Source organism: Cedecea sp. Ae19-4 (assembly GCF_059801165.1).
The window spans coordinates 713,700-730,607 of record NZ_JBCHWG010000002.1; the positions used below are offsets into that span (position 1 = coordinate 713,700).

21 protein-coding genes are annotated in these 16,908 nt (G+C 56.7%); 17 read left to right on the forward strand and 4 right to left on the reverse strand.

Translation table 11 applies throughout. The features are described from left to right. Positions 1 to 35 precede the first annotated feature (35 nt). Positions 36 to 1,064 carry a threonine aldolase family protein gene (locus AAIE02_RS16165; protein ID WP_498532888.1) on the reverse strand — a complete coding sequence of 343 codons (1,029 nt, stop codon included), beginning with the start codon at positions 1,062 to 1,064 and terminating at the stop codon, positions 36 to 38. Positions 1,065 to 1,257: 193 nt separating this feature from the next. On the opposite strand from AAIE02_RS16165, the gene AAIE02_RS16170 reads away from it, so the two are divergent. Both AAIE02_RS16170 and AAIE02_RS16175 read left to right on the forward strand, forming a co-directional pair. After that, positions 1,258 to 1,788 carry a GNAT family N-acetyltransferase gene (locus tag AAIE02_RS16170; RefSeq protein WP_336708766.1) on the forward strand — a complete coding sequence of 177 codons (531 nt, stop codon included), beginning with the start codon at positions 1,258 to 1,260 and terminating at the stop codon, positions 1,786 to 1,788. A gap of 73 nt (positions 1,789 to 1,861) precedes the next feature. After that, positions 1,862 to 2,491 carry a LysE family translocator gene (locus AAIE02_RS16175; protein ID WP_336708768.1) on the forward strand — a complete coding sequence of 210 codons (630 nt, stop codon included), beginning with the start codon at positions 1,862 to 1,864 and terminating at the stop codon, positions 2,489 to 2,491. A 57-nt stretch (positions 2,492 to 2,548) separates the two neighbouring features. Here the strand turns inward: AAIE02_RS16175 and yjgA are convergent, their stop codons facing one another. Further along, positions 2,549 to 3,103, reverse strand: a complete 555-nt coding sequence (yjgA, locus tag AAIE02_RS16180) for a ribosome biogenesis factor YjgA (RefSeq protein ID WP_008453724.1) — start codon at positions 3,101 to 3,103, stop codon at positions 2,549 to 2,551. A gap of 99 nt (positions 3,104 to 3,202) precedes the next feature. On the opposite strand from yjgA, the gene pmbA reads away from it, so the two are divergent. Both pmbA and cybC read left to right on the forward strand, forming a co-directional pair. After that, positions 3,203 to 4,555 carry a metalloprotease PmbA gene (gene pmbA, locus AAIE02_RS16185; RefSeq protein ID WP_166993629.1) on the forward strand — a complete coding sequence of 451 codons (1,353 nt, stop codon included), beginning with the start codon at positions 3,203 to 3,205 and terminating at the stop codon, positions 4,553 to 4,555. A 58-nt stretch (positions 4,556 to 4,613) separates the two neighbouring features. Then, positions 4,614 to 5,000, forward strand: a complete 387-nt coding sequence (gene cybC, locus AAIE02_RS16190; protein WP_008453720.1) for a cytochrome b562 — start codon at positions 4,614 to 4,616, stop codon at positions 4,998 to 5,000. Between the two features lie 37 nt (positions 5,001 to 5,037). Here the strand turns inward: cybC and AAIE02_RS16195 are convergent, their stop codons facing one another. Continuing rightward, a complete protein-coding gene (locus AAIE02_RS16195) occupies positions 5,038 to 5,670 on the reverse strand; it encodes a CatB-related O-acetyltransferase (protein WP_336708771.1) in 633 nt (210 codons plus the stop codon). A 385-nt stretch (positions 5,671 to 6,055) separates the two neighbouring features. On the opposite strand from AAIE02_RS16195, the gene mdcA reads away from it, so the two are divergent. The 8 genes from mdcA (at position 6,056) to mdcH (ending at position 13,128) form a co-directional block, all read left to right on the forward strand. After that, a complete protein-coding gene (gene mdcA, locus AAIE02_RS16200) occupies positions 6,056 to 7,711 on the forward strand; it encodes a malonate decarboxylase subunit alpha (protein ID WP_213714773.1) in 1,656 nt (551 codons plus the stop codon). Next, entirely contained in the window at positions 7,711 to 8,580 is an 870-nt protein-coding gene (locus AAIE02_RS16205) for a triphosphoribosyl-dephospho-CoA synthase (protein ID WP_336708774.1), read from the forward strand. Before mdcA ends, AAIE02_RS16205 begins: the two co-directional genes overlap by 1 nt. 10 nt (positions 8,581 to 8,590) lie before the next feature. Further along, on the forward strand, positions 8,591 to 8,890 hold the full coding sequence (gene mdcC / locus AAIE02_RS16210; RefSeq protein ID WP_008453713.1) for a malonate decarboxylase acyl carrier protein: 300 nt from the start codon (positions 8,591 to 8,593) through the stop codon (positions 8,888 to 8,890). After that, positions 8,883 to 9,713, forward strand: coding sequence for a biotin-independent malonate decarboxylase subunit beta (locus AAIE02_RS16215; RefSeq protein WP_336708777.1), 831 nt, complete (start codon positions 8,883 to 8,885; stop codon positions 9,711 to 9,713). Before mdcC ends, AAIE02_RS16215 begins: the two co-directional genes overlap by 8 nt. After that, a complete protein-coding gene (mdcE, locus tag AAIE02_RS16220) occupies positions 9,713 to 10,513 on the forward strand; it encodes a biotin-independent malonate decarboxylase subunit gamma (protein WP_336708778.1) in 801 nt (266 codons plus the stop codon). Before AAIE02_RS16215 ends, mdcE begins: the two co-directional genes overlap by 1 nt. Positions 10,514 to 10,639: 126 nt before the next feature. After that, positions 10,640 to 11,599 carry an AEC family transporter gene (locus AAIE02_RS16225; RefSeq protein ID WP_166877368.1) on the forward strand — a complete coding sequence of 320 codons (960 nt, stop codon included), beginning with the start codon at positions 10,640 to 10,642 and terminating at the stop codon, positions 11,597 to 11,599. 3 nt (positions 11,600 to 11,602) lie between these two features. Beyond that, positions 11,603 to 12,223: a malonate decarboxylase holo-ACP synthase gene (locus tag AAIE02_RS16230; protein ID WP_498532889.1), complete on the forward strand. Its 621-nt coding sequence runs from the start codon at positions 11,603 to 11,605 to the stop codon at positions 12,221 to 12,223. After that, entirely contained in the window at positions 12,220 to 13,128 is a 909-nt protein-coding gene (gene mdcH / locus AAIE02_RS16235; RefSeq protein WP_498532890.1) for a malonate decarboxylase subunit epsilon, read from the forward strand. Before AAIE02_RS16230 ends, mdcH begins: the two co-directional genes overlap by 4 nt. On the opposite strand, the gene AAIE02_RS16240 is transcribed toward mdcH, so the two are convergent. Further along, the gene (locus AAIE02_RS16240; protein WP_166877358.1) at positions 13,112 to 14,050 is read right to left on the reverse strand and encodes a LysR family transcriptional regulator; all 939 of its coding nucleotides are present in this window, start codon (positions 14,048 to 14,050) and stop codon (positions 13,112 to 13,114) included. The two genes, mdcH and AAIE02_RS16240, sit on opposite strands and share 17 nt — an antisense overlap. A 402-nt stretch (positions 14,051 to 14,452) precedes the next feature. Between AAIE02_RS16240 and AAIE02_RS16245 the strand changes: the two genes are divergently transcribed. Genes AAIE02_RS16245 through AAIE02_RS16265 form a run of 5 tightly spaced genes read left to right on the forward strand, consistent with a single transcriptional unit; the run spans position 14,453 to position 16,888 of the window. After that, complete coding sequence (locus AAIE02_RS16245) at positions 14,453 to 14,755, forward strand: glycine dehydrogenase (RefSeq protein ID WP_166877355.1); 303 nt, start codon at positions 14,453 to 14,455, stop codon at positions 14,753 to 14,755. Between the two features lie 17 nt (positions 14,756 to 14,772). Beyond that, positions 14,773 to 15,135, forward strand: coding sequence for an SFCGS family glycine-rich protein (locus tag AAIE02_RS16250; RefSeq protein ID WP_008453696.1), 363 nt, complete (start codon positions 14,773 to 14,775; stop codon positions 15,133 to 15,135). 2 nt (positions 15,136 to 15,137) lie between these two features. Next, positions 15,138 to 15,434: a DUF4312 family protein gene (locus AAIE02_RS16255; protein ID WP_008453694.1), complete on the forward strand. Its 297-nt coding sequence runs from the start codon at positions 15,138 to 15,140 to the stop codon at positions 15,432 to 15,434. A 24-nt stretch (positions 15,435 to 15,458) separates the two neighbouring features. Next, the gene (locus tag AAIE02_RS16260; RefSeq protein ID WP_008453692.1) at positions 15,459 to 16,235 is read left to right on the forward strand and encodes a DUF4311 domain-containing protein; all 777 of its coding nucleotides are present in this window, start codon (positions 15,459 to 15,461) and stop codon (positions 16,233 to 16,235) included. 11 nt (positions 16,236 to 16,246) lie between these two features. Further along, positions 16,247 to 16,888 carry a DUF4310 family protein gene (locus AAIE02_RS16265; protein WP_008453690.1) on the forward strand — a complete coding sequence of 214 codons (642 nt, stop codon included), beginning with the start codon at positions 16,247 to 16,249 and terminating at the stop codon, positions 16,886 to 16,888. Positions 16,889 to 16,908: the final 20 nt, after the last annotated feature.

Sequence of the window (16,908 nt, forward strand, 5' to 3'; positions counted from 1 at the left end):
TCTGCGGGGCCATTTTTTTATCTGCTGGCGAACGGTTAGCGGCTCGCTTTAGCCATCAGTTGGTGGAACAAGTTTAAAACGGTCTCGTCGCCTATCGGCAGCATGTTGTCGCCTACATACCATTCCGTTTTACACCAGCCCGGTACTTCGGCCTCTTCCAGCGCATTGAACAGCCAGTATCCCTCCTGCCTGGCTATTTCATCCCTGGCGCTGAGTAATGTTTCTTTATCCGCATCGAAATAAACATGCAGCATGTTGACCTGAGGTCTGCGGGGCAGGATACGAATGCCCGGCACGGCCTCCAGGCTGGCGGCGAGACTGAGGGTGCGCTGATAGCAGCTCTCAAGGATGGCCAGCCGTTTTTCTAAGCGCATTGCCGTGGAAACCACCGCGGGACTTTGCGTCACCACGTTACCGCCTAATCGTCTGAGCCAGACGCGAGCCTGGCGGATAAAGTCTTCATCGCCAGCGAGTAACGAACCTGAAATACCCCCGAGGCCCTTGTAGACGGAAACATAGACTGAAGAAAAACCCTCAGCAATTTCAGCCCAGGTGCGCTGGTAATACGCCCGGCTCTCCCAGAGGCGAGCCCCGTCCATATGCAGCGGCGTGCCAGCTTCTGCGGCTGCGGCTTTCAGGGCTTCCAGCTCGCCCCACTCCGGGAGTTGTCCGCCAATCTCACGCGCGGGAAGTTCAACCACAAGGCAGCTTAAAGGCTCCGCTATGGCGGTAAAATCACTGGCAAGGATAGGCCGTAGTTTATGGCCTACGACGACGCCATGCATCTTCACCAGGGCCTGAAAAGTTTGCTGTTCATGAATCAGCAGGTGCGATGTCGCGTGCGCGCCAAAGCGAGGCAGGCGGTTACGTTCGCTCCAGATAATGACCGCTATCAGCTGCGCCATCACTCCGGTAGGAATAAATATTGCCGCTGGTTTACCCAGTAGCTGAGCGATTTTGGTCTCAAAACCCGCGATAAAATCCCCCACGCCGTAGCTGTCATGGGTGACTTCATTTTCCCTGGCCCAGTCGGCCATCTCCCGGAATTGCTCCGCAGGTGTCATTTCTTTAAATCCTCTCAGCTCGGTTTTACAGGCAAGCTTAAGAGCGCGTCGTTGGGCATCGATATCTGGCATCAAAGCAGAGAACCTCTATCTGGACGGGTTAAGTCAAAGGGGAACGTAGGGCATTAGCGCAATGTGAATAAGCTACCCGAAATGGCGATCGTAAAGTGTATACATTTGGTAAACTGCGCTCATGCTAACGATAAAACGAATTACCGACCGCAGCTCCCCGTATTTTGAATGCGTGGACGAGCTGTATGAAAGCGCCTTTCCGCGCCATGAGAAACGCCAGCCCGCCGCAAAAATTAGCGCGCTTTCTCACCCGAATTACAGCCTGCAGGCCTGGTTCGACGGCGAGCAGTTTGTCGGCATGATCGGCGCGTGGGATTTTGGCGACTATGCCTATATTGAGCACCTCGCCGTGAACGGCCAGCTGCGTGCGCAGGGCTACGGCAAGCGAATGCTGAGCCAGTTTTTGCGGCTTTACCCGCAAACTATCCTCGAAATCGATCCGCTCACCACTGAGATCGCTCATAAGCGGCTGCGTTTTTACCAAAGCCTCGGCTTCTGCGAAAACGACTATGTGCATCACCATCCTACTTACCATGCGGATATCCCCGATCATCAGCTGATTGTGCTGAGTTATCCGCAGCCCATCGGTGACGCTCAGTATGGCCGCTTTTTTGACGATCTCTGCCACATCGTGATGGAACGCCCGCTTTAATCTAAACGTTTTTAAAGTACCCGGCAGGCAGTCGCCGCCGGGCGCTAATCTATTTTTTACCAGGACTTAATAGATGGATATCACCACGCTGTTTCTTTACGTCATCGCCGTTAGCGCGGTTATGGTGACGCCAGGCCCGTCGATGCTTTTAGCACTCAATAACGGAGCCACCTACGGAATGCGCATTGCGGGCTACGGCTTCCTCGGTGCGGTGCTGGCGGACCTGCTGCTGATTGGCGCGGTGGGCTGCGGCCTGGGCGCGTTGTTGCAGGCTTCTGAACAGCTGTTTGCAGTGGTGAAATGGGGCGGCGCGCTTTACCTGGTCTATCTGGCTTACGTGCTGTGGCGCGCACCTGCTAAGGCGCTAAGCGTGAGCGCTTCGGCGACAGTGGCCACGGGCAAAACGGCGTTTCTGCGATCGCTGATGGTCGGCTTATCCAACCCCAAAGGGCTGCTGTTCTTCTCGGCATTTTTACCGCAGTTCATCCGCCCGCAGGAGCCGGTGGCGATGCAGTACATGATTCTGGCGCTGGTCAGCGCGATGATTGACTGCATCATGATGACGATTTACGCCTGGGGGGGCCGCCACGCGATGCGTAAATTCTCCGCCAACGTGATGCGCTGGGTGAACCGCAGCTGTGCGGGTATGCTCGCCGTGCTGGCGGTGGGCGTGGCGCTGTATCGACGCAGTAATTTGACCTGAGAAAGGTCAGAGGAAATTGAGCGCTGGCCGGGGAGAAAACAGGCCAGCGCTAACGTCTTAGCTTTCCTGCTCTTCGGCGAGTTCGCGAAGGTAAGAGAAGATCTGACGGTATGACTTAGGCGGCTTATTGGCCGCTTTTTCTTTTTGCGCGTTACGGATCAACACGCGCAGCTGCTGGCGATCCGCCTGCGGATAAAGTCTCAGGACTTCGCTCATCGCGTCATCGCCTTCTTCAACCAGGCGGTCGCGCAGGGCTTCCAGCTTGTGGAACAGCGAAACCTGCTGGTTGTGGCGGTTCTTCAGCTTGTCGAGCGCCTGACGGATTGGATCCATGTCGCGGGAACGCATCATCTTGCCGATCAGCTGCACCTGGCGGCGGCGGCCTTCTTTCTTGATGCGCTGCGCCAGCTCAATGGCGGCACGTAAATCATCGTCGAGCGGGATTTTTTCCAGGGCATTTTTGCCCAGTTCCATCAGCTCAACGCCCAGGCGTTTTAGCTCTTCGGCGTCGCGCTTAATCTCACTTTTACTGACCCAGATAATTTCATCATCTTCGTCTTCATTTTCATCATCGGGCACGTCGTCGAGCCAGTCTTCGGGCTGCTTGGTCATATTAGGCTCCTTAAAAAGTTGACGCGGATATTACCAGCAATGGGCCTGCACTGCGAAATTGTTCTGATCCTGTTAGACTTGAACGACTCACCTTACATTATGGCAGTAGCGATGAAAGTAAACACGCAAGTAGCACAACAACGTCAGGTTCTGGAGCAGGCGGTTTCACAGGCGCTGGAGCTGGCAAAGGGCAAGTCAGACGGCGCGGAAGTGGCGGTCAGTAAAACCACGGGTATCAGCGTCAGCACCCGCTACGGTGAGGTGGAGAACGTCGAATTCAACAGCGATGGTGCGTTGGGCATCACCGTTTATCACCAAAACCGCAAAGGCAGCGCTTCGTCCACGGATCTGAGCCCGGACGCCATTGCCCGTACCGTACAGGCCGCGCTGGACATCGCTCGCTATACCTCGCCGGACCCTTATGCTGGCGTGGCGGATAAAGAATTGCTGGCCTTTGATGCCCCCGATCTGGATCTCTTCCACCCAACGGAAATTGACCCGGAGCGCGCCATTGAGCTTGCCGCGCGAGCGGAAAACGCGTCCCTGAACGTGGACAAACGCATTACCAATACCGAAGGCGGCAGCTTTAACAGCCATTACGGCATCAAAGTTTTCGGCAACAGCCACGGTATGCTGCAGAGCTACTGCTCCACCCGCCATTCTCTTTCGAGCTGCGTCATTGCCGAAGAAAACGGTGATATGGAGCGGGATTACGCATACACCATCGGTCGCGCGATGGAAGACCTGAAATCACCTGAATGGGTCGGGGCCGACTGCGCGCGCCGCACGCTGTCTCGCCTGTCTCCGCGTAAACTGTCCACCATGAAAGCCCCGGTGATTTTCGCTAATGAAGTGGCGACCGGGCTGTTTGGTCACCTGGTCGGCGCGATTGCGGGCGGTGCGGTGTACCGCAAATCAACTTTCCTGCTGGATTCCCTCGGCAAGCAAATTCTGCCGGACTGGCTGACCATTGAAGAGCATCCGCACCTGCTGAAAGGCCTGGCTTCCACGCCGTTTGACAGCGAAGGCGTGCGTACCGAACGCCGCGATATCATCAAGGACGGTGTGCTGCAGCAGTGGCTGCTGACCAACTATTCCGCACGTAAGCTGGGGCTGAAAAGCACCGGCCACGCGGGCGGGATCCACAACTGGCGCATTGCTGGCCGGGGCCTGGGCTTTGAGGAAATGCTGAAACAGATGGGCACCGGGCTGGTGGTGACCGAGCTGATGGGGCAGGGCGTGAGCGGCATTACCGGCGACTATTCTCGCGGTGCGGCGGGCTTCTGGGTTGAAAATGGCGAGATCCAGTATCCGGTGAGCGAAATCACCATCGCCGGCAACCTGAAAGACATGTGGCGCGAGATAGTTACTATTGGCAACGATATAGAAACACGTAGCAACATTCAGTGTGGTTCAGTCTTACTTCCGGAGATGAAGATAGCCGGTCAGTAAAGCAATGTGGCGCGTCCTGCCGCGCCCGTTTCTCATATAAAAAAGATAAGGTGAGTAAATGCGTAAGCAACTGATTGCAATGTTAGCCGTATCATCCGTGTTACTGTCCGGCGCTGCGTTTGCCAAAGATGTCGGTGACGACATGGACATTATCGCGAAAAACTACAAGACCGTGCTGAGCACCAAAGATGCCGCCGAGCTGAAAACCTCACTGGGCAACATGCGTGAAGCGGCTCTGGATGCGCAGAAAGGCACCCCGCCTAAGCTGGAAAATGAGGCTGCCGACAGCGCCAACATGAAAGAGTACCGCCATGGGTTTGATATTCTCGTGGGCCAGATTGACGGTGCCCTGAAGCTGGCCAACGAAGGCAAAGTGACAGAAGCTCAGGCTGCTGCCGCAGACTTCAAAACCACTCGCGATACCTACCACAAGAAGTTTCGCTAAGATTTAACAACGGGCGGGATATTCCCGCCCGCTTTCTTTACCGCAGTGCTCCCACCGCCTGCTCCAGCGCAGCAATATCGTTATTGCTCAACAGGGGCCGAATAGCCTGAAAGTGCTCGTCGCTTAGCTGGTAAATGTGCAGCTTCAGCAGCCGCTCAATCACCTCGGGTTCGAAACGCAGGGCGATTGGTTTGGCCGGGTTACCGCCGACGACGCTGTAAGGCGCGACGTCTTTCGTCACCACGCTGCCAGCGGCAATAATTGCGCCTTCACCGATGGTTACGCCGGGTATGATGATTGCCCTCATGCCTATCCAGCAGCCGTCTCCGAGCGTCGTGTCGCCTTTGGCGCGGTAGGCGTCTTTGATGGTTTCGATAAAGGGGTAAAGAGAGAACCAGTCGCCTCTGTGTGTGTGGTTGCCGCCCATCAGGATCACCGCCTCGGCGGCGATACAGACGTAATCCCCTATCCACAGCTGGTCAAGCTCGCCAATGGGTTCCCACTCCCGGCTCACCGCGTCACCCTGCAGGTAGCGCACCACGCTTCGCTCAAAACCGCTATCCCAGCAGTCGCTGTAATAACTGTGCTGGCCTTTAATATGAATATTGGGGTTGGTCACCGTTTCGTGCAGGTACTCGACCTGAGACCAGTGCTTTTCAGTCTTTGACATGTTTTTTCTCACAACAAAAGTGTGCCCACGGAACAAGGTTCCGTTTCAAATTGCAGACGGGAATGTGTGAGCGCGCTAAGCGATGCGCGGCTGTTTTAGCAGAGGATTGTTGAGTATGGCGACGAGCAGCATGACGTTTAAACCTGCATTTGAGACTCGACAACCTTAACATCGGGGGCAGCGGAGTACACCTTTTTCCTCCTTCATCCGCGTAGCGCACCCTGGCCATCTTCGCCTTCTACTCCGATCACAAAACGATAAACCCATTATTACTCTAAGGCTAATGATTAACGCCTGAGCTTAATTGATAGCCAACCCCGCGTGGCGCACACTTTTAACCAGACTAAAGCCAATCAAAATGATGCGCTGAATCAGGAGGTTAATAATGAGTGCTAGCCAAACGCCTGCCCGCGTCTGGAACACGCGTCGCACCGAGAAGCAGCGACGTATGGCGTCCAGTAACGTACAGGGCAAGGTGATCCCGACCGGGGACCTCGTCGAAGTGATGGAAAAGCTGATTGCACCGGGCGACCGGGTAGTGCTGGAAGGAAATAACCAAAAACAGGCTGATTTTCTCTCCCGCATGCTGGCAGAAGTCAGCCCGCAAAAAGTACACGATCTGCATATGATCATGCCGAGCGTCGGCCGGAGTGAACACCTTGATATTTTTGAAAAAGGTATCGCCCGCAAGCTTGACTTCTCTTTCTCCGGCACCCAAAGCCTGCGTATTTCTCAACTGCTTGAAGACGGGCTGTTAGAAATTGGCTCGATTCACACCTACATCGAGCTTTATGCACGCTTGTACGTCGATCTTGCGCCTAACGTCGCGCTCATCGCCGGTTATAAAGCCGACCGCAAAGGAAACCTGTACACCGGGCCGAGTACTGAAGATACGCCTGCATTGGTTGAAGCAGCCGCCTTCCATGACGGGATTGTTATCGCCCAGGTTAATGAACTGGTGGACGATGACTGCGATTTGCCGCGCGTGGACATTCCCGGATCCTGGATTGACTTCGTGGTGGTTGCCGACAAACCCTTCTTTATCGAACCGCTGTTTACCCGTGACCCGCGCCTGATCAAGCAGGAACACATCCTGATGGCGATGATGGCCATCAAAGGCATTTACGCCGAACACCAGGTTCAGTCGCTGAACCATGGGATCGGCTTTAACACCGCCGCCATTGAGCTGCTGCTGCCGACTTACGGCGAACAGCTTGGTCTGAAAGGTAAAATCTGCAAACACTGGACCCTGAACCCGCACCCGACGCTGATCCCGGCGATTGAAAGCGGCTGGGTCGAGAGCGTGCACTGCTTCGGCGGCGAGCTGGGCATGGAAGAGTACATTCGCGCCCGCCCGGATATCTTCTTTACCGGTGCCGACGGCTCTATGCGCTCCAACCGAGCCATGTGCCAACTGGCCGGGCAATACGCTGTGGATATGTTTATTGGTTCCACCCTGCAGGTTGATGGCCTGGCTAACTCTTCAACCGTGACGCGTGGCCGCTTATCGGGCTTCGGCGGCGCGCCAAATATGGGGCACGATCCGCACGGTCGTCGCCACGCCACGCCGGCTTGGCTGAATATGATCACCGAGCCCGATCCGATGCAGCGCGGTAAAAAGCTGGTGGTGCAGATGGTCGAAACCTTCCAGGCGGGCGTGAAGCCCACCTTTGTGGAAACCCTGGATGCTGTAGAGGTGGCCAAAACCTCCGGCATGCCGCTGGCCCCGGTAATGATTTACGGCGACGACGTCACCCACGTGCTCACCGAGGAAGGCATTGCGTATCTCTACCGTGCGGAGAGTCTGGAAGAACGCCGTGCGATGGTAGCGGCGGTCGCCGGCATCACCGACATCGGCCTGGGCGTGGACGCTAAACGTGTCGCCGCACTTCGCCAGAGCGGCAAAGTGGCTTACCCGGAAGATATGGGGATCCGCCGCAGCGAGGCGACCCGTTCTCTCCTGGCGGCAAGCAGCGTGGCCGATCTCGTCGAATGGTCCGGCGGTCTTTACAACCCGCCAGCGAAATTCCGGAGCTGGTAATGAAATTACATCCACAGAAAGGCGTCGAGGCCGAAGCGGGCTGGCTGGCAAGGGCTGCGACCCAAAGCCTGATCGAAGAAGCCCGCCTGAGCCCGAAACCCGGTCTGGTGGACAGCCGGGGGAATGGCGCCCATCACGACCTCAGCCTGGCGCTGATGGAGCGATCGGCCCTCAGCCTGACCCCGACATTTCATGCTCTGGCATTACAAAGCTGGGAACGTCCGGCAGACATCGCGCTGCGCCAGCTGATAGGGCGCCTGGGTCGCGAAGGTGAGCAACAGATGATGGCGGCGACCGGGGGAGTGAATACCCACCGGGGAGCCATCTGGGCGCTCGGCCTGCTGATTTCCGCCGCCGCTATGCACGGTATGAATGGCAGCAGCGTGGAGATCGCCGCTACGGCAGCGCGACTTGCCGCACTTACTGATGAAGCCGCGCCAAAAAGCTTCAGCAAAGGGTTAAGAGCCACAAGACGCTATCGCGTGCCGGGTGCACGAGAAGAGGCCCAGCAGGGTTTCCCTCACGTGATGCGCCTTGCGCTGCCCCAGCTTCGCCGTAGCCGCCAGTCCGGGGCAACGGAAGGCGAGGCCAGGATTGACGCTTTGATGGCGATTATGACTTCACTTTCAGATACCTGTGTACTTTCTCGTGCCGGTTTACCTGGCCTGGAAACAATGCAGAAAGGTGCCCGCAGCGTACTGATGAACGGGGGGATTTCGCGCAAAGAAGGCCGTGATGCACTGGATTTGCTCGACCGCAATATGCTGGCGCTGAATGCCTCTCCGGGCGGCGCGGCTGATTTGCTCGCCGCCACGCTCCTGCTGGACCGCATCGATAACGATGCCACTCCGCTTCACTCACTTAATTAACGAGGGCGTTATGGAACACATTACGTTGTCATTTCCGGCAACCCGCACGGCCACAGGCAAAGCTCTGGCTGGCGTGGTGGGCTCCGGCGATATGGAAGTCCTGTTTACTGCCGCACAGGGGCAGATTCTGACCATCGACATTACCACCTCCGTCGATAACAGCGAAAAACGCTGGAAAGCGCTTTTCGAGCGCCTGGCCGCGCTGAGTCAACTGCCTGCCGGGCAAATGCACATTCATGATTTTGGCGCGACGCCGGGCGTGGCGCGTATCCGCATTGAACAGGTTTTTGAGGAGGTGGCTCATGCGTGACGACAGCAGTTTTATTGAATTAAGAGCACGCGAGCGTGCCCGTCTGCTGCTTGATGAAGGCAGCTACCGCGAACTGCTCGATCCTTTTGAGGGCATTATTTCGCCATGGCTGGGGCCTCAGGGCATTGTGCCTCAGTCAGACGACGGTATGGTCGTGGCCAAAGGTACGATCAACGGTGGTCCGGCGGTGGTGATTGCCATCGAAGGCGCATTCCAGGGCGGCAGTATGGGCGAAGTCTCCGGGGCGAAAATGGCTGCCGCGCTTGAGCTGGCGGCGGAAGACAACCGCAACGGTATTCCGACGCAGGCGGTGCTTTGCCTGGAAACCGGCGGCGTGCGCCTGCAGGAGGCTAACCTCGGCCTGGCGGCGATTGCCGATATTCACGCGGCGATTGTCGATCTGCGTCGCTATACCCCGGTGATTGGCGTTGTCGCTGGAACCGTGGGTTGCTTTGGGGGGATGTCGATTGCCGCTGCACTTTGCAGCTATCTGATTGTAACTCGCGAAGCGCGCCTGGGCCTCAATGGTCCTCAGGTTATCGAGCAAGAAGCGGGCATTGAGGAATACGATTCCCGGGATCGGCCGTTTATCTGGAGCATGACCGGTGGCGAAGTTCGCTACCAGAGCGGGCTGGTGGACGCGCTGGTTGGGGACGGCGTTCACGCAGTCAAGCAGGCGGTCAACAAAGCCATCGCCAAAGGCGTTCCGGCACTGCATCGCACCGATAACTACGCGTGGTATCTGGATCGCCTGACCCATTTCGACACCAGTCAACAGGCTGATGCCGAACAAATCAAACAGCTTTTTGGGGAGAAACGCTAATGAGCCAGAAACTGAATCGTGCCGCTGTTTGGCTGGGCACTCTGGTCCCGGATGCACCACGTATGGCGGGACTGTGCGCCTCCGTACAGGTCGCCGACGGTAACGTTGACGGAAAACCTGCACGCTTTATCGCTGTGGTGCCCGATGCCAATAACCATTACCCCCGGGCTGCTGGCGGCGAAGTCGGGCTGTTAGAAGGCTGGACGCTGGCAAAAGTGGTCAGCGAAACCATCGCTGAAGATGCCGACAAAGCTGAAAAGCGAGCCATCATCGCCGTTATTGATGTCCCTAGTCAGGCCTATGGTCGCCGCGAAGAGGCATTCGGTATTCACCAGGCGCTGGCAGGTGCCGCAGGCGCTTACGCCAACGCTCGTCTGGCCGGGCACCCTGTTGTGGGCCTGATTGTCGGCAAGGCGATGTCCGGGGCATTTCTCGCTCACGGCTACCAGGCTAACCGACTGATCGCTTTTAACGACCAGGGCGTAATGATTCACGCGATGGGGAAAGAGTCCGCCGCGCGGATCACCTTACGCACCGTCGAGGCGCTGGAAAAACTGGCCGCGACCATTCCTCCAATGGCCTATGACATCAGCAATTACGAAACCCTGGGTCTGCTCTCGATGCTGCTGGATATCCATAATCCGGATGAGCCGAAGAGTGACGATGTGACAAAAGTACAGGCTGCCCTGAGTACGGCAGTGAAAGAGGCTCGGAGCGATACTTCGCTGAAATGTCGTCTGTTGGCGAAAAATCGCCACAGTTCGGCGCTGGTTCGTGAACGCATGCGCGCCAGCTGGTAAGAAAAAAGACAGACCTGCCGGATGCTATAACCAGACACGGCGCGCCGTGTCTGAATAAAAAGACGTCCGAAAAAATAATAAATATCGCGACCGTGCTAACTCTCTTTATTGACTCAAGGTGAAGTTATGACTTACGTGATCGTTCATGCTCTGGCCCCTATTTTTGTCATCATGCTGCTGGGATTTTTCGCCGGCAAAGCGAAAATGGTCGATAACAAAAATGTCTCGCTGCTTAATATTTTTGTCATGGACTTTGCTCTACCCGCCGCGCTGTTTAGCGCGACAGTACAAACGCCGTGGCTTGGCATTGTTCAGCAGTCACCGCTAATCGTGGTACTGGTGCTTTCGATGTGGATTACCTATGCGGCGATTTACTTCCTGGCGACCAGCGTATTTAAAAAGTCGCCGCAGGATGCCGCCGTGTTGACGCTTACCGTGGCGCTGCCTAACTATGCCGCGCTTGGCCTGCCGATTTTAGGCAGCGTGCTCGGGGAAGGCTCCTCGACTTCGCTTTCCGTCGCGGTGTCGATTGCCTGCGGCTCCGTCCTGATGACGCCGTTCTGCCTGCTGATTCTTGAACGTGAAAAAGCACGTGCGGCAGGGGAAAACACTGGCTCAACGCTGACAATGTTGCCTGTACTGATGTGGCGTTCGGTGAAAAAACCTATCGTGTGGGGACCGTTGCTGGGGGTTGTACTGTCGGCTGTCGGTGTCCGGATGCCTGACTTGCTGCTGGCTTCTATTAAACCGCTGGGCCTGGCCGCTACCGCAGCCGCATTGTTCCTGACCGGCGTGATCCTGTCTGCGCGTAAGCTGCAGATCAACACTATGGTTATCACCGCGACCGTTACCAAACTGCTTATCCAGCCGTTTATCGCCTGGGGCATCGTGCTGGCGCTCGGCCTGACTGGCCCGGTGGCCATTACCTCCATTCTGATGATTGCCCTGGCCGCCGGCTTCTTTGGCGTAGTTTTTGGCAACCGGTTTGGTGTGCAATCGCCGGATGCGGAAGCCGTGTTGTTGCTGAGCTCGGTACTCTCTATCCTGTCGCTACCGCTGTTTATTACGCTGACTTCAGGAATTTAACCTATGCCGACATTGCGCCCCCACGATCTCCTTTGGCTTACCGACCGCGAAGCACTGGAGGGGGTTCGCGAGGAGTGGATAGCCAGCCAGTGGCGTCCTGCGCTGCCGGTAGTGGTACGGCGTGATGTCGAACGTGACGGACGTGTGCCGGTAGGCGTGCGGGGGATGCGACGCGATCAGCGAGCAGCGGGCTGGGTAAGTACGGCGAGCGTTAAACGCGTTGTTAGCCCTGAAGCGTTATCCAGCCGTGAGCTGCTGCTCAATTCCCCGTTTGTTTCCATGCCGCCGGTGCAGGGCGCTATTCAGCTGGCGAGCCGCCCGTGGGCATGGTGCTGGGGTATTACCGGGAGCGTAGGTTACGCGCTGGCAACAGAAATGCCGGTGATGCATGCCGCGAGCGATCTGGATGTGCTTATTCGCAGCCCACAGCCGATATCAAAAGAGGCGCTGACAGAGTGGCAGAGCCTGACCGGGCGACTGCTGTGCAGGGTTGATACGCAAATCGAAACGCCTTACGGCGCTTTTGCGCTGGCGGAATGGCTAAGAGAAAAACGCGTGTTGCTGAAAACGAATCAGGGGCCGCTGCTTGTGATCGACCCCTGGTTGCCGGAGAACAACGGATGAAAATACTTTTTACTTTTCCCGGGCAGGGAACCCAGCGTGTGGGCATGCTACAGGATCTACCCGAGCGCGACGCCATCCTGACGCAGGTCAGGGCGGTCTTAGGGGACGAAGCAGGCCAGTTAGATAGTGCTGCTGCGCTGAGGCATACTCGTGCCGTACAGCTTTGCCTGCTAATCGCAGGTGTCGCCTGGGCGCAGGAGCTTGAGCGTAGCGGCGTAAAACCAGACATGGTCAGCGGACTGTCTATCGGCGCGTTTCCGGCAGCCGTAGTCGCCGGCGTTATTCCCTTTTCAGATGCGCTGCGGCTGGTGGCGCTTCGCGGCGATCTGATGGAGCAGGCTTATCCTGAAGGCTACGGCTTAACGGCTATCGTCGGGCTGCGTCTGGAACAGGTGGAACTCCTGGTGGCGGGCAGCGGCACTTACATCGCGAATATTAATGCTGAACAGCAAATCGTCATCGCCGGTAGCGAGGAGGCTATGGCGAAGGTTGCGGGTAGGGCGCTTGAGCAGGGGGCTCAAAAAGCCCGGCAGCTGGCGGTTAGCGTGCCCTCTCACTGTGCCTTGCTGAATGCGCCTGCGCAGAAGTTAAAACAAGCATTTGCTGATGTGGCGCTAAGTCGTCCCAACTGCGCTTATCTCAGCGGCAGCACGGGCCGGGTACTTTGGCAACCAGAGCTAATTGCGGAAGATCTGGCGCTGAATATGGCCCGCACGGTGCGGTGGCGAGAGGCGATGATTGCCGCCAACGAGCGCGACGTGCGGCTTGCGATTGAAATGCCGCCGGGTAGCGTGCTTTCAGGTCTGACGCGGCAGGCGTTTCGTGAGGGGATCACCGTTTGTCGCGAACAAAACAGCGTGGCGGCCATTGTCCACCTTGTGGAAAAAACTAGGGCGGCGCGTTAGGCGTATCGATGAACGTGCGGGCGTACATTCGCCCCTCGGCGGCCAGCGCCAGTAGGTTCGGGTCATGTTCACGGTTGCGGGCAAAGACGATAGCGATGGTTTGTTTCATCTGATATTGCTCGGCCAGCCTCAGCAGCTGCACTGAATTTTCATACACCTTCTTCATTCTTCCGGGCATCAAGGTTAGCCCTACACCCGCCTGTACCAGGCTGACCATTGAGAAAATGTCGTTTACCCGAGTAACGATTTCCGGCTCGAAACCGGCGACGTTAAAGGCTTCCTGAAATCCCGCATAGGTGGCAAAGCCTTCCGCCAGAGAAACGAATTTCTCCGCGTGGAACTCACGCAGATCTGCCGGGTGTGAGGTGTCCAGCGGGAAGCTGGCCGGTGCTGCCAGGAAAATATCGTCTCTAAACATGGGCAGGACTTCCAGCCTCGAGCGATCCACTTCACCTTCAGAAATGGAAATCAAAATAGCGTCCAGTACGCCGTCTTCCAGCATATTTAGCAGCACCTGGTTTGAGCCCATGGTGAGATCCATTTCCAGCTCCGGCCGCCTGAGCTTCATGCCCATGATAAGTTTCGGAACGGTTTCGAGCGTCAGGGAATAGAGGGTGCCGATACGCAGTCGTCCCTGGCCTACGCCTGCCGCCTGGCGGGTTTCATCGATGCCGCGCGCCATCAGCGCAACCACTTCTTTGCTGTGCTCCAGCAGGGTAAATGCCGATTCGAGCGGTACCAGGTTGCGCCCTTTATGAATAAACAGCGGGCAGCGCACACCTTCCTCCAGGGTATGCAACGCGCGGTGCACGCTAACCCCGCTAATACCCAGCGCTTCGGCGGTGCGCGCAATGTTCCCTTTCTCCATAAACTCCATGAATATCTCAAGCTTGCGGAAAGTGATTTCAGCGTCGATTTTCATTACCCGGCGATAACCCCAGTCGGAAAAATTATGCCATTAAGGTATAGCAAACGAGACCAGACGGCACTGATGAGCCGCAATAAGCAGCAGGATTTACCGTTGCGCCACGAACGTATCCATCATAAGCAACGCCAATGATGGCGCTAAAACGGTCCTTTCATCACACTTTCAAACAAAAAGCGCCGCTGGAAAAACGGCCTTTTATCACTCTGTTATGTGAGCCAATTCACGGTAAGCCAGCGGAAAAGCGCTATTCCGGCTCTTTATGTGGAACAGATCACTATTGCCGCCGCGATTTCCACTTCGAAGTGGAAAACAACTCGCTACAAACCTTTCCCCCCGCCAGGTAGCTTAAAAAACAGATTAGTTAACGAGGTACCCAAGGTGAATAACGGAGCGGTAATGGTTAATGAAGCCGAGGAGTTAACGGCGCGTATTCAGGGTTTTATTGACGCGCTGTTCAAAAGTAAGCACATCACGCCTAACGGGGTACAGGAACAAATGCTGGCCTCTCACGTGAAGGCGATGATTCATCGCTCTCTGACCGGAGAGCCGTTACCAGAAGTGGAAGAGAGCTTGTTCGAGGAGATCTCCGCGGAGTCGATGGAAATGGCGCAGGCGGTGGTCGATCAGTTCGGAAATCTGCCGGTAGAAGAAGCGTGGTTGCTGTCAGTGCATTTCGAAGTGGCGAAAGACAATCTTTGAATAATCAGGAGAAAACAATGGAACAAATTACCGTAGTCATTGGTGACCGTCTGGGCAAAGGCCAGAAAGTTGCAGCAGGGATCGAAAAAGCGGGCGGTCGCGCCGTGGTTATTCCAGGCGTCGCCGCCGACATGAAGCTGGGCGACGTGATGAAAGCGGAGAATGCCACCTTTGGTATCTCCTTCTGCGGCAGCGGCGGCGCAGGTGCTATCACCGCACAAACCAAACACGGCTACAAAGCTAAGTACGGCATGCGCTCCGTTGATGAAGGCGTGACGGCGATTAATGAAGGCAACAACGTGCTTGGCTTTGGCTTTATGGACAAAGAAGAGCTGGGTGAGCGCCTGGTACAGGCGTGGAACAAGAAGTACGGCAGTTAAGTATGAAAGAAAAATTCGCTACCACGGTGCGAGTTAGCGGGCGCGGCGATACCAAAGCCAAAGCCTTTTCCGACGCCCTGAATCACGTTCAGGGCACGGTGCTTAAATCCACCAACCACATTCTTCTGCGCATTGAGCCACAGGACGTGCAGGTTGTTCAGGCGCAGGTCAGGGTGCGCAAAGAAGCTTTTCTGTTCTTCTTCCTGCGCCGGGAAAGGCGGAGCTACAGCGTGGAGCTGGATGTTTCCGTCAACGTGACGGCTCTTAACCTCGATGAGGTGGATTTCGTCGCACAATAAAATAACACTAACAAGGGCAGACTCATGTTCTTAATCATATTATTCAAATCACTCATTATCGGCGGCCTCGTCGGTGTGGGCGTTGGTGCCGGGGCCGCGCGTATGTTCCATGCGCCGACCTCCCAGGGCATGGGCGCATTTCGTACACTCGGCGAGCTGAACTCCTGTGAAGGGGACCCGGCTTCTCACTTCTCCTTTGGGCTTGGCTTCTTCTTTAACGCCTGGGCGTCTTCCGTCGCGGCGGGGGCATTCACCCAGGACGTTGACCACCGCATCATCCCTAACTGGGGCGCGGCTGCTCTGATGGTGAAGAACCGTAACGTGGCGGAAACCCTCCACGACCCGAAAAAAATGGCTATCGCCTGCGGCATCATCGGCATGATCGTGGTGGCGTTCCTGAACTCTACGGCCTCTGCGGTGCCGGCGGCACTTCAGGTCACGGCAGTCAAAGTGCTGGTCCCTGCGGCTAACCTGCTGGTGAACACCGTGATGCCGGTCATTTTCTGGCTGGCGGCTATCGACGCGGGCAAAAAATCCGGCTTCTGGGCAACCATTTTCGGCGGCGCAGCGCAGCTGATCATGGGCAACGCCGTGCCGGGACTGGTGCTGGGTATCCTGATCGGTAAAGGCGTTGAAGAAAGCGGCTGGCACCGCGTCACCAAAGTGATGATGACGGCTATCGTGGCCCTGTTTGTGCTGAGCGCCTTCTTCCGCGGGTTCGACATGAAGATGATTGAGTCTTTCCACATGACCGTGCCGAACTGGCTGGATCTGCTGCATAACTCGCTGAGCGGCAAATAAGGGGATAACGCATGGAACAGAATAAAGGCTTTTGGTACGCGGACTGGTCATTCCCGATCTTTGTCGGCCTGCTCTCCTCCGGCGTGTTTGCCGGGACACACATGTACTACCTGTACGGCATCGGCGCGTTTAACGAAGTCGCCTTCGTGGCGATGCTGAAGTCCGGGATTGATACCGGCGTTTACGGCGCGGTGGCGGCGTTTGGCGCCAGCTTCCTGTTTGCCCGCATCATCGAAGGCTCTCTGGTCGGGATCCTGGATATCGGTGGGGCGATTCAAACCGGCGTAGGCCTCGGCGTTCCGGCGCTGCTGCTGGGCGCGGGCTTTGTCTTCCCGGTGGCAAACTTTGCCGCATCGCTGGTGACTGGCCTGGTGATTGGTCTCGCCATTGGCTACATCATCATCCTGGCACGTAAGTTCACCATCAATCAGAGCGACTCGACCTACGGGGCGGACGTCATGATGGGCGCGGGTAACGCCTCCGGCCGCTTCCTTGGGCCGTTGATTATCCTCAGCGCCATGACGGCTTCGATTCCCATCGGCATCGGCTCGTTGATCGGCTCTCTGCTGTTTTACCTCTGGGGCAAACCGATTACCGGCGGCGCGATCCTGGGCGCAATGATTTTAGGTTCCATTTTCCCAGTAGCGTTGTAAGCAGTATTTCCAGGGCGGAC

What these genes read in the sequence shown, in the direction of transcription:
- AAIE02_RS16165 (WP_498532888.1), bottom strand. Translation starts at nt 1,064, where the DNA reads ATGACACCTGCGGAGCAATTCCGGGAGATGGCCGACTGGGCCAGGGAA.
- AAIE02_RS16170 (WP_336708766.1), top strand. Translation starts at nt 1,258, where the DNA reads ATGCTAACGATAAAACGAATTACCGACCGCAGCTCCCCGTATTTTGAA.
- AAIE02_RS16175 (WP_336708768.1), top strand. Translation starts at nt 1,862, where the DNA reads ATGGATATCACCACGCTGTTTCTTTACGTCATCGCCGTTAGCGCGGTT.
- yjgA (WP_008453724.1), bottom strand. Translation starts at nt 3,103, where the DNA reads ATGACCAAGCAGCCCGAAGACTGGCTCGACGACGTGCCCGATGATGAA.
- pmbA (WP_166993629.1), top strand. Translation starts at nt 3,203, where the DNA reads ATGGCAGTAGCGATGAAAGTAAACACGCAAGTAGCACAACAACGTCAG.
- cybC (WP_008453720.1), top strand. Translation starts at nt 4,614, where the DNA reads ATGCGTAAGCAACTGATTGCAATGTTAGCCGTATCATCCGTGTTACTG.
- AAIE02_RS16195 (WP_336708771.1), bottom strand. Translation starts at nt 5,670, where the DNA reads ATGTCAAAGACTGAAAAGCACTGGTCTCAGGTCGAGTACCTGCACGAA.
- mdcA (WP_213714773.1), top strand. Translation starts at nt 6,056, where the DNA reads ATGAGTGCTAGCCAAACGCCTGCCCGCGTCTGGAACACGCGTCGCACC.
- AAIE02_RS16205 (WP_336708774.1), top strand. Translation starts at nt 7,711, where the DNA reads ATGAAATTACATCCACAGAAAGGCGTCGAGGCCGAAGCGGGCTGGCTG.
- mdcC (WP_008453713.1), top strand. Translation starts at nt 8,591, where the DNA reads ATGGAACACATTACGTTGTCATTTCCGGCAACCCGCACGGCCACAGGC.
- AAIE02_RS16215 (WP_336708777.1), top strand. Translation starts at nt 8,883, where the DNA reads ATGCGTGACGACAGCAGTTTTATTGAATTAAGAGCACGCGAGCGTGCC.
- mdcE (WP_336708778.1), top strand. Translation starts at nt 9,713, where the DNA reads ATGAGCCAGAAACTGAATCGTGCCGCTGTTTGGCTGGGCACTCTGGTC.
- AAIE02_RS16225 (WP_166877368.1), top strand. Translation starts at nt 10,640, where the DNA reads ATGACTTACGTGATCGTTCATGCTCTGGCCCCTATTTTTGTCATCATG.
- AAIE02_RS16230 (WP_498532889.1), top strand. Translation starts at nt 11,603, where the DNA reads ATGCCGACATTGCGCCCCCACGATCTCCTTTGGCTTACCGACCGCGAA.
- mdcH (WP_498532890.1), top strand. Translation starts at nt 12,220, where the DNA reads ATGAAAATACTTTTTACTTTTCCCGGGCAGGGAACCCAGCGTGTGGGC.
- AAIE02_RS16240 (WP_166877358.1), bottom strand. Translation starts at nt 14,050, where the DNA reads ATGAAAATCGACGCTGAAATCACTTTCCGCAAGCTTGAGATATTCATG.
- AAIE02_RS16245 (WP_166877355.1), top strand. Translation starts at nt 14,453, where the DNA reads ATGGTTAATGAAGCCGAGGAGTTAACGGCGCGTATTCAGGGTTTTATT.
- AAIE02_RS16250 (WP_008453696.1), top strand. Translation starts at nt 14,773, where the DNA reads ATGGAACAAATTACCGTAGTCATTGGTGACCGTCTGGGCAAAGGCCAG.
- AAIE02_RS16255 (WP_008453694.1), top strand. Translation starts at nt 15,138, where the DNA reads ATGAAAGAAAAATTCGCTACCACGGTGCGAGTTAGCGGGCGCGGCGAT.
- AAIE02_RS16260 (WP_008453692.1), top strand. Translation starts at nt 15,459, where the DNA reads ATGTTCTTAATCATATTATTCAAATCACTCATTATCGGCGGCCTCGTC.
- AAIE02_RS16265 (WP_008453690.1), top strand. Translation starts at nt 16,247, where the DNA reads ATGGAACAGAATAAAGGCTTTTGGTACGCGGACTGGTCATTCCCGATC.